The following is a 9,292-nucleotide window of genomic DNA, read 5'->3' on the forward strand; positions in this document are numbered from 1 at the left end:
GAGACAGGACGGGGAATATGGGGTGGGGCAAGCCATAAGCATGTTGAAACAGCAAGAAATAGGTTCTCGCCCTTCGGTCTGAGATGGGCATTACATCGGTGCCACTAGCCCGTCGGGACAGGTCACGATGCATCGTGACGCGATGCTTTGGCGTGAGCGTCTGGCATGGCTAACGCAAGGCTGACGATCTCGGTTGCGCTATTCGTGGAGCTTTCCGAGTTGTAACGGGTGGGTAAGGTGTTCGCCTGGGCTGGATGGCTAACATCGTTGGCAAGGGTTAGGCCCGAAACTCATAAGGAGAACATCATGACATCTCAAAAGCCCTCGATCGCGTCGCTCATGCTCGGCGTCGCCGCACTTCTCGCAGCCTCCGCTGCATGGAGCGCTGACAAGCTCGAATCCACCAGCGCAGCCGGCTGGTCGCAGCAAGCCCAGATGCAAGCGGCTGCACATCATGATCATGGCGCCGGAGCGGGCCTCTCTTCGTTGTCCGCTATCAAGCCCGGCCCGCAGGCTTCGCTGTTCGGCAGCGAGGCGCCGGCGGGAAGCACCTCGCGTGTCGTCGACGTTGCGCCGGGCCTGAAGTATGTGAATGTCGATTCGGGCGAGACCGTAACCTTCAAGAGTGGGGCGAGCGAGATCACTTTCGCGTTCGGGCAGTTGGCCCGCACCAAGGCCATTGCCCTCAACGAACTCTTCCCGGAATTGCCTAACAGCCAGGGTGTCTGGGTGTACATCGAGCGGAGCGAACTGTACACCGGCCACTGACCAGGCACGGCGCTAGCCGCGCACCTGTCTGTTTTGTCATGTTTCGGTCAGGCGTGGGTCGGCAACCGTCACGTAAGCTGTATATGAACGGTTCGCTGAACCCAACTCCTTGGAGATTACGATGAAAACGCTGAAAAAGAGTGTCCTTCTGGTGCTGGCAGTCGCCACGCTTGGTGGAGCGGCAGGGGTCGCGAACGCCGGGGTAACTTCCCCGCGCGATCCCTATACGGATGGCGGCCACTCGATGGGGGTGCGCGATCCGTTCACGGATGGTGCGCATTCGATGGGCACGCGTGACCCGTTCACCGACGGCGGACATTCCGTCGGAACCCGCGATACGTTCTCTGACGGCGCTTGATCGTCAAGGTCCTGGCTGAGACGGCACGCGCCCATGGCGCACCGAGTAAGGCTCGGTGTCGTCCATGGGCGTTGTGCATTTTGGGGCCCCGCCGGCCGTGAAGCGCGAACTACAAGGATTTGGCGATCGCCTCGATCGGCTTGATGCCCGTGCCAAAGCGCGCGATGTTCTCCCGATGCTCGCGAAGGCTGGAGTATGGAACGTAGCGCATGTTGAGTTCCGCGACACGGCTGAATGCCGGCCGGCTGAGTTGCGCACGGACTTCCGCTTCTCGGTTATCTGGCGCCACGAGGAATAGATGTTTGGTGGCGGATTGACTGGTGCCCAGGGCAAGATCCAGCAGCCGCACGATGCCGGAGTAGATCGATGTCGAATGCTCGACCTCGAACGCGGCGGCCACCTCAAGGGTTGCGGGATCCAGCAAGACCGCGTCGATCAGCGGGACCGTCTCACCGCCCGAGACGAGCAGCGTCGCCGGTAAAGCGGACAAACACCCATGACTGAGCGGCTCGCCATTGTATTCGCGGCCCCGGTCGTTGGTCGCGATCCAAACCGCATAGCCGAGCGACTTCCCGAGATCTCTTAGCCAGCCTTGTACTTCGGTATGTGTGGCATCTTCAAGTTTGCCTGCCTGGATCTGCTTGGCGAGTGCAGACGCCTGTTCCCTGACCTTGGCCAGATCGTCTTCCCACGCGCTGACCTCGCCGGGCAGATCGTTGCGTGGCGGAGCGGGATACCGCCCCGTGCCGACATCAAATAGCAGGCCAGCCAGCGCACCGAGATCATTGGAAAGGACGTCACGATAGCGATGATTGAGCGTCAGGATGCCGTCGCGCATTGCGAGGTAGTGATCCCACTTGCCCAGCTTGACTGCGGCACCGGTCAGGGCGTTGTAGCCGTTCACGATCGCAGTATTGAACGGAGGAAGCAGGGTGGGGTGGATGAAATAGAGCAGGTTGGCGACGGCGGGACCGAGGCCTTTGATTCCCACGCCGCTCAGTCGCTGGATGGCGGTGAGCATCTCTGCCTCGGTATCACAACAATTGCACGTGTGAAGCAACCTTGCGAACGCCCGCTGGTTGTCGGCGTTCTCGTAAATATCGGGAATGCGCAGTTTTGGCTTCCAGAGAAACGCGTGATCGGCACCCTTGAAGATCTGTCGCTGTTCGGCAATCGAAGCGACAACGGTCTCCAGAGACGATCCTCGGTACGCATTGCCAAAGGTGCCTGCGTGAATTTCCTCGACGACGGCGCCGATCCCGCGCCGGATGGATCTGAAATTCTTGAGGCGTTCAGGCCAGAGGAACCAGGTTTGATAGGTGCCGTTCGGATCGGATTTCCAGCGTTCAATGAGAGTTCGGGTGGTGTCTGTCATGGCGTCACTTTTTTGCCGGGCAGTGTATCACCGCGGGCGCGGAATACTGTGCGCCAAAACGGTCTCAAGCGAACTTGACCTTCCCATGGCGGGAAGGATTATGGTGTGTCGGGTAAGCGTTGTCGGGTCGTGGCTTGGCTAATTATCTGAAAGGTGACGTCATGGATTCCCACGTAGTACAGGATGCTGGTTCGAAGACCGGGCTTAACCGGCGGGCGATTGGGTGGCTTACACTGGGGGCCGTGTTGATCGTCGTGCTCGCTTTCGCTAACTCGGGCTGGAAGCGGCTTGCGTCGATGTTGCCTTTTGGGCTAGTGTTGCTGTGCCCGTTGATGCATTTCCATCGCGCCGGGCGCCAGCGGAATTCGTCCTCGGCGAGAGGTAACGAGGCGCGTCGGAACACAGGAGTCGCACAATGAATGAACGTAGTCCGCTCCAGCCACACGATCACGCTGCGCACGGCGCAGCGTCGCCCGGCGATCATGACGCGCATCATGGCCATTCGCATGCCGGGCATGGCTCGCAATGCGATGGCAAGCGCGCGCCCGAGACCGACTTGAAAGATCCGGTTTGCGGGATGGCGGTATCGACGGAGTCCAAATTCCGCGCCGAACACGATGGCAAGCAGTATTACTTTTGCAGTAACTCCTGCCATCAGAAGTTTCTGGAGGAGCCGTCGAAGTATGCGGGGGTGACGACCTCTGATGCTGCGACACTGGTTGCCGAACCGGAAGGGACCATCTATACGTGCCCGATGCACCCGGAGATTCGTCGGGATCATCCCGGGAACTGCCCGAAGTGCGGGATGGCCCTGGAGCCGCTGTTGCCGGATATCGAGGACGGCGAAAATCCTGAGCTGACGGATTTTCGACGCCGCTTCTGGTGGACGCTTCCGCTGACCGCAATCGTCTTTGTACTTGCGATGTTCGGATCTCGGCTGGGCTTGATGTCACCCGACACGCAAAGCTGGGTGGAGTTTGTTCTGGCGACGCCGGTCGTCCTGTGGGCGGGTTGGCCATTCTTCGAACGCTGCCTGCAATCGTTCATCAATCGTAGTCCGAACATGTGGACCCTGATTGGGCTGGGAACCGGTGCTGCCTATATTTATAGCGTGGTGGCGACGGTTGCGCCGGGCGTTTTCCCGCCCGCGTTCGCCGCGCATGGGCGTATCGGCGTGTATTTTGAAGCCGCCGCGGTCATCATCTCGCTCACCCTGCTCGGGCAGCTTCTTGAGTTGAAGGCGCGCTCGCAGACCTCCGCCGCAATCAAATCACTGCTCGGCCTGGCACCAAAAACTGCCCGGCGCATTGGCCCCGGCGGACAAGAGGAAGATGTGGCCCTGACCCACGTTCACGTGGGAGACCTGCTGCGGGTCCGGCCCGGCGAAAAAGTGCCGGTGGACGGTGTCGTCACGGAGGGTAGCAGCTCGATTGACGAATCGATGATTACGGGCGAGCCCATGCCGGTTTCCAAACGCGCGGGTGACCACGTCATTGGCGCGACGATCAACACTTCGGGCAGCCTGATCATTCGGTCGGAGAAGGTCGGTGCGCAGACCATGTTGTCGCAGATCGTCCAGATGGTTGCCCAGGCGCAGCGGTCGAAGGCGCCGATGCAGCGCATGGCCGATCGGGTCGCCGGGGTCTTCGTGCTCGCAGTCATCGGTGTGGCGGTGGCCACGTTTCTCGCATGGGGGCTCTTCGGTCCAGAACCGAGTTGGGTGTTTGGCCTGATCAACGCCGTTGCCGTGCTGATTATCGCTTGCCCGTGTGCTCTCGGATTGGCGACGCCAATGTCGATCATGGTCGCAAGCGGTAAGGGAGCTGCAAACGGCGTGCTGTTTCGCGACGCGGCGGCGATCGAGAACCTGCGCAAGGTTACCGCACTGATCGTCGACAAGACCGGTACATTGACCGAGGGCAGGCCCGCCTTTGCGCGATCTGTTGGCGTCAATGGCTATGCCGAGGAAGAGGTGCTGCGGCTTGCCGCAAGCCTTGACCAGGGGAGCGAGCATCCGCTGGCCGCTGCGCTGGTTACCGCCGCGCGGGATGCGGGACTGTCCCTGGAGAAGGCAGAGAGTTTTGAATCGAGCACGGGGATTGGCGTTCGAGGCATCGTGGCCGGGAAAAGGCTCGCCATTGGCAACACGGCGCTCATGGAGGAGGAGCGTGTCCAGGTCGAGCCGCTGCGTGCGCAAGCCGACGACCTGCGCGCGCAAGGAGCCAGCGTCATGTATTTGTCCGTTGACGGCACGCTGGCTGGGCTACTTGCCGTATCGGACCCCATCAAGCACTCGACGCCGGAAGCGTTGCAGAGTCTGCGGGATGAGGGTATCCGCGTGATCATGGCCACCGGCGATGGCCTCGCCACAGCGAAGGCGGTGGCCACTAATCTGAACATCGACGAGTTCCGCGGGGAAGTGAAGCCCGCCGACAAGCTTGCGTTGGTGACGCAACTGCAGGACGCTGGCGACTTGGTAGCCATGGCGGGTGACGGGATCAACGACGCACCTGCACTGGCCAAGGCCGATGTGGGCATCGCCATGGGCACCGGGACCGATGTGGCAATGAACAGCGCCCAGGTTACCCTGGTGAAGGGCGATTTGCGCGGCATCGCCCGGGCCCGAAACCTCTCGGAAGCGACGATCCGCAACATGAAGCAAAACCTGGCATTTGCCTTTGTCTATAACGCGCTTGGCGTGCCCTTGGCCGCTGGCGTTCTGTACCCGCTTACTGGGTTGCTGCTGTCCCCCATGATTGCGGCGCTCGCGATGAGCCTGAGTTCCGCATCGGTGATTTCCAACGCGCTGAGGCTCAGGCGGACGAGTGTCTGACGCGAGCCGAGCGTTGTTTCAAGTAAGTCAGTACAAGGAAAATTCTAATGAAATACCTGTTTGCCGCTGCCATCCTGGCAGGAAGTACCGCGTCGTATGCCGCGGCGCCTGCCATGACGGTCTATAAGGATCCCAACTGCGGTTGTTGCGAAGAGTGGGTGAAGCACGTCAATCAAGCCGGCTTCCCCACCAAGGTGATCAACTCGACGGATGTGACCTCGGTAAAGACGCGACTTGGGGTGCCGGCCTCATTCAATTCCTGCCACACCGCCGTGCTGGAAACTAGCGGCCAGGTCATTGAGGGGCACGTGCCGGCCTCCGCTATCCAGAAACTGGTGGCCAATCGCGCAGTCAAGGGCGTCGCAGTGCCTGGCATGCCGACCAATGCACCGGGCATGGGCAAGCTGAACGGCGGCCTGGTCACGGTGGATTTCCAGGGCAAGCCCTTCTCCCAAGACTAACGGAATCAGAGCTGGCGGCACCCATGCCGCCAGACAATGCTGCATGGAAGAATCCAACAAGCCGCGCTGGAGGATCATCGGCCTCCTGGGGTTAGGTACCGTCGCCGCGACGGTCATCGCGCTGCAGGCCAAACGCTATCTGGAGACACCGCCAATCCCCGATCGGGCACGGAGTGGGCGCGAATTGCGCATTGACGCATCGGATTCACAGCGGGTGGAGCGAGGCAGGCAGCTATATGCGCAGGCGTGTGCCGCGTGCCACGGCGCCAAACTGGAAGGGCAGCCGAACTGGCGCGATCGGCTGCCAAGTGGGCGGCTGCCGGCCCCACCACACGACGCGTCAGGCCATACCTGGCACCATGCAGACGCGATACTATTCGCGCTCACGAAGAACGGATTGGTACCAGGCGTCTCTGCACCGAGCAATTATGTCAGCGACATGCCGGCCTTCAAGTCGTCGATGTCAGACGAGGACATCGTTGCAGTACTGGCCTACATCAAAAGCACCTGGCCAGAGAAGGTGCAGGCCGCCCAGCGCGAGGCGACCAACGAGTACATCGGTCGCTAGCCTGCCGAGCAACAAGAACGGGCCTCCATGCCTGTCGTCGTCACAGGTTGGAGGCCATCGGTCTGTTTGGCGGGAGTGGTTAGTCGCGCGTCGCGCTATTTTTTTACAACGACCTTGCCGACCATACCGGCTTCGAAGTGGCCGGGCACCAGACAGGCGAAATCGACGGTCCCAGCCTTGTCAAACCGCCAGACGAGAGTCCCCTGCGCGCCCGGTGCGAGCGTGAGCTTGTTGGGGGCAGCGTGCTTTTCGCCGGCCATCTCCCGCATCATTTTTGCATGCTCTTTCAGTTCGGCCGTCGTGCCGATCACCATTTCGTGCTCGACTTTCCCGGCATTGCGTACCTGGAACCGGATGGTTTCACCCGCTTTCACCGGAATCGCGTTGGGTGAGAATCGCATGGTGTCGTTCATCGTGACGTCCACCGTACGCGTGGCCTTGGCACTATCGCCAGGTTGTCCTGCGACCGATGCAGCCGGTTTGCGCGTGGCCGAGCTGTCATTGCTCGGGGCGGCTGTCGCCAGCAACGGAACAAAGGCCACGGCGATGAGGGAAAGCGCGAGTGTCTTCATGGCGAACCTCGGTGGTGGGATGTTAGGGCTAGGCTGAGTCGGATTGACTCAGCCTCTGGATTGGAGGGGTCTTACATTTGCATGGGGGAAAGTATGCCGAGCGACGCAACCAGAACCAGGATCAGCGTCGCGGCGCCGGTCTCGAGCGTCAAGCTGCGTTGCAGCGTGCGTACGGCGACCACGTGATCCCCGGTTCGAACCGCATGTTCAAGCTGCGGGCTGAGATGGAAACGGTTGGCCGCCGCAAGCAGCAGCATGACGCCGAAGAGTGCTAGCTTGAATAGCAGCAGGCCGCCGTACGACGCCAGGCTCAGTTCCGGCAGTTGCAACCCAAAAATCATCCAGTAGTTGACGACGCCGGTGACCACCAGGGTGGCAACCACCATCGTGCCGACCTGCGCGAATCCATTGGACGTCCGGCTCAGTAGCGCCACCTTGTTGGGCGTTGCGGCCGTGCGGGACAATAAAACGAAGGCGATCAGGGCACCGAACCATGCACCGGCTGCGATCAGGTGCGCGATGTCTGATGCAAGGTGGATATAGCCCTTCACGCCGTCGTCCATCGCGCCGTGTCCTCCCCACGCCAACGTTGCCAGCGCGAACGCGGCACCGCCTGTTATGGCGCTGAACTGGGACAGCGGCCGATTGCGCAGGAAGAGCGCGGCGAGCAGACACAGGAACAGGGCAACCAGACGAACAATCCAGGCCGTACCGAACGCGGTTCCGGTCACAATCATCTCGAAAACGTGGCCTTGAAGTTCAGTGTACGAAGCGGCGCCCGTCATGCCCTTCGCCATGACAGCGATGTTCACGAACGACAGGACGATACCGAGCGTTGCGGCCACCTTGCAAAGGGTTGCAAAGGAGGCGCCGATCAATGACCGCCGCTCCTCCTGGCGCAATGCATACAAGGCGAACAGGGGAAGGCCAAACAGCGCTGCAAGATCTAGATAGAGTGCTAAACGCACTGCGACAGTTGCCCAGTCCATTGCAGCTTACTTGACGGTGAAGGTGATATTGCCGTTGATCGGATGGGTGTCGGACGACACAGCGCGCCATTCCACACGATAGTTGCCGGGGCTAAGCGGCTGCGCAGGCGTGACTACCATGGTCTTGGGATCGTCGCCGCCGGCGACCTTTGCTGCGATCTTCATCGGCGAGTGGTCGGCCATGCCCGGCATGCCGGTCATCAGGAGATTTGCGCCGGAGAACTGCGTCGAAAGATTCTCCGAGAACTTCAGTTCGATCTTTTGGGGAGCGGCAACTTCCGCCTTGTCAGCGGGGGTCGATGTGAGCAGCTTCGGGTGCGCAAAGGCCACGGAGCTGACGAGCAATGCGGCAGCCGCGAGGGTCGCACGAATAGTGAGGCGTGATGCTTGCATGAAAAACTCCAATTGCTGGTGGGGTGTGAAAAGAAAAAGACGATCAGAACCACATGCGAATACCCGCGACGAAGCGCGTCTCGCCGCTGCGGCCGCCGGAGGCTCGGACCATGTTTGCGGTATTGCCGAAGCTTTGCGAGCGTTCGATACCGATGTACGGCGCAAACTGCCGGCTAAATTCATAGCGCAATCGCACTCCGACAGCGCCGCTGGAAAGGCCACTGCCGATACCGATTTCGGGGTCGTTCTTGCCGTACAGGCTGGCTTCTAACCTAGGCTGCAAGATCAGCCGCTGGGTCAGCAGCAAATCATACTCACCGGAAAGGCGCAGCGCGGTTCGTCCCTCGGTGCCGACATAGCCGGTCGCCTCGACCTCGAACCAGTAAGGCGCCAACCCTTGCACACCGAACGCAAGCCAGTTGCGTGCAGGGCGCCCATAGCCGGCGTCGTTCCGGACACCCAGTTGGGTGTCCCAATACGTGGCAATGGCGTGTCCCCACAACAGTTCGGTGCGGGCTTCGGGAACCTTGCCCTTTTCGACCTCGCCTTCTGCCTTGATGACGAACTTGTTGAACGCATTCCCAATCCACGCCTGCGCTTCGTAGGATGCCGCATTGCTTTCGTTACCTTTGGTCCATTCAAGGCGATCAACGAGAACGGACGTGAAGATATGTTCGTCCGCCATATGCAGCGACCTGCTGGGGCCAATCGCGTATTGGCCGACGCCGAGCTTTGCGCCGTCGGAATACGCATCTGGATCTCTGGCGTCCGGCGGAGCGCTTCCACCCTGCATCTGCATGGCGCCATGATCCATGCCCTGCATGTTGCTGTGGTCCATGCCCTGCATCGAGCCCTGTTCCATGCCTTGCATCTTGCTGTGGTCCATGCCCTGCATTGAACCCTGTTCCATGCCTTGCATCTTGCTGTGGTCCATGCCCTGCATCGAGCCCTGTTCCATGCCTTGCATCTTGCTGT

General features: G+C 60.8%; 11 protein-coding genes. 6 read left to right on the plus strand and 5 right to left on the minus strand.

From position 1 onward, the window contains the following. The first annotated feature begins 306 nt into the window (after window positions 1-306). On the plus strand, window positions 307-768 hold the full coding sequence (locus tag ACO550_RS26135) for a CzcE family metal-binding protein (protein WP_029307132.1): 462 nt from the start codon (window positions 307-309) through the stop codon (window positions 766-768). A gap of 121 nt (window positions 769-889) precedes the next feature. After that, the gene (locus ACO550_RS26140; protein WP_029307133.1) at window positions 890-1,126 is read left to right on the plus strand and encodes a hypothetical protein; all 237 of its coding nucleotides are present in this window, start codon (window positions 890-892) and stop codon (window positions 1,124-1,126) included. Window positions 1,127-1,235: 109 nt separating this feature from the next. On the opposite strand, the gene ACO550_RS26145 is transcribed toward ACO550_RS26140, so the two are convergent. Continuing rightward, window positions 1,236-2,501 (minus strand): type II restriction endonuclease, encoded by a 1,266-nt coding sequence (locus ACO550_RS26145; protein ID WP_485995015.1) that lies wholly within the window; start codon window positions 2,499-2,501, stop codon window positions 1,236-1,238. A 161-nt stretch (window positions 2,502-2,662) separates the two neighbouring features. On the opposite strand from ACO550_RS26145, the gene ACO550_RS26150 reads away from it, so the two are divergent. From ACO550_RS26150 to ACO550_RS26165, 4 genes are read left to right on the plus strand one after another with little or no spacing between them, the layout of a single operon-like run. Further along, complete coding sequence (locus ACO550_RS26150; RefSeq protein ID WP_315598796.1) at window positions 2,663-2,920, plus strand: DUF2933 domain-containing protein; 258 nt, start codon at window positions 2,663-2,665, stop codon at window positions 2,918-2,920. Next, window positions 2,917-5,334 (plus strand): heavy metal translocating P-type ATPase, encoded by a 2,418-nt coding sequence (locus tag ACO550_RS26155; RefSeq protein WP_315598797.1) that lies wholly within the window; start codon window positions 2,917-2,919, stop codon window positions 5,332-5,334. Before ACO550_RS26150 ends, ACO550_RS26155 begins: the two co-directional genes overlap by 4 nt. 47 nt (window positions 5,335-5,381) lie before the next feature. Then, window positions 5,382-5,795 (plus strand): DUF411 domain-containing protein, encoded by a 414-nt coding sequence (locus tag ACO550_RS26160; protein ID WP_315598798.1) that lies wholly within the window; start codon window positions 5,382-5,384, stop codon window positions 5,793-5,795. A gap of 43 nt (window positions 5,796-5,838) precedes the next feature. Then, window positions 5,839-6,363, plus strand: coding sequence for a c-type cytochrome (locus ACO550_RS26165; protein WP_008652088.1), 525 nt, complete (start codon window positions 5,839-5,841; stop codon window positions 6,361-6,363). 95 nt (window positions 6,364-6,458) lie between these two features. Here ACO550_RS26165 and ACO550_RS26170 read toward each other — a convergent pair whose 3' ends face one another. The 4 genes from ACO550_RS26170 to ACO550_RS26185 form a co-directional block, all read right to left on the minus strand. Continuing rightward, on the minus strand, window positions 6,459-6,935 hold the full coding sequence (locus ACO550_RS26170) for a cupredoxin domain-containing protein (RefSeq protein ID WP_029306637.1): 477 nt from the start codon (window positions 6,933-6,935) through the stop codon (window positions 6,459-6,461). A gap of 71 nt (window positions 6,936-7,006) precedes the next feature. Next, complete coding sequence (copD, locus tag ACO550_RS26175; RefSeq protein ID WP_315598799.1) at window positions 7,007-7,924, minus strand: copper homeostasis membrane protein CopD; 918 nt, start codon at window positions 7,922-7,924, stop codon at window positions 7,007-7,009. Window positions 7,925-7,930: 6 nt separating this feature from the next. Then, complete coding sequence (gene copC / locus ACO550_RS26180) at window positions 7,931-8,317, minus strand: copper homeostasis periplasmic binding protein CopC (protein ID WP_029309277.1); 387 nt, start codon at window positions 8,315-8,317, stop codon at window positions 7,931-7,933. 43 nt (window positions 8,318-8,360) lie between these two features. Further along, the coding region (locus tag ACO550_RS26185) for a copper resistance protein B (protein WP_485995016.1) at window positions 8,361-9,292 on the minus strand (932 nt) is incomplete at its 5' end.

The organism is Cupriavidus sp. (assembly GCF_057315035.1).

Excerpts from the sequence above, each read along its gene's own strand:
- ACO550_RS26150 (WP_315598796.1), top strand. The coding sequence starts at position 2,663 with ATGGATTCCCACGTAGTACAGGATGCTGGTTCGAAGACCGGGCTTAAC.
- ACO550_RS26170 (WP_029306637.1), bottom strand. The coding sequence starts at position 6,935 with ATGAAGACACTCGCGCTTTCCCTCATCGCCGTGGCCTTTGTTCCGTTG.
- ACO550_RS26165 (WP_008652088.1), top strand. The coding sequence starts at position 5,839 with ATGGAAGAATCCAACAAGCCGCGCTGGAGGATCATCGGCCTCCTGGGG.
- ACO550_RS26155 (WP_315598797.1), top strand. The coding sequence starts at position 2,917 with ATGAATGAACGTAGTCCGCTCCAGCCACACGATCACGCTGCGCACGGC.
- ACO550_RS26140 (WP_029307133.1), top strand. The coding sequence starts at position 890 with ATGAAAACGCTGAAAAAGAGTGTCCTTCTGGTGCTGGCAGTCGCCACG.
- copD (WP_315598799.1), bottom strand. The coding sequence starts at position 7,924 with ATGGACTGGGCAACTGTCGCAGTGCGTTTAGCACTCTATCTAGATCTT.
- ACO550_RS26135 (WP_029307132.1), top strand. The coding sequence starts at position 307 with ATGACATCTCAAAAGCCCTCGATCGCGTCGCTCATGCTCGGCGTCGCC.
- ACO550_RS26160 (WP_315598798.1), top strand. The coding sequence starts at position 5,382 with ATGAAATACCTGTTTGCCGCTGCCATCCTGGCAGGAAGTACCGCGTCG.
- ACO550_RS26145 (WP_485995015.1), bottom strand. The coding sequence starts at position 2,501 with ATGACAGACACCACCCGAACTCTCATTGAACGCTGGAAATCCGATCCG.
- copC (WP_029309277.1), bottom strand. The coding sequence starts at position 8,317 with ATGCAAGCATCACGCCTCACTATTCGTGCGACCCTCGCGGCTGCCGCA.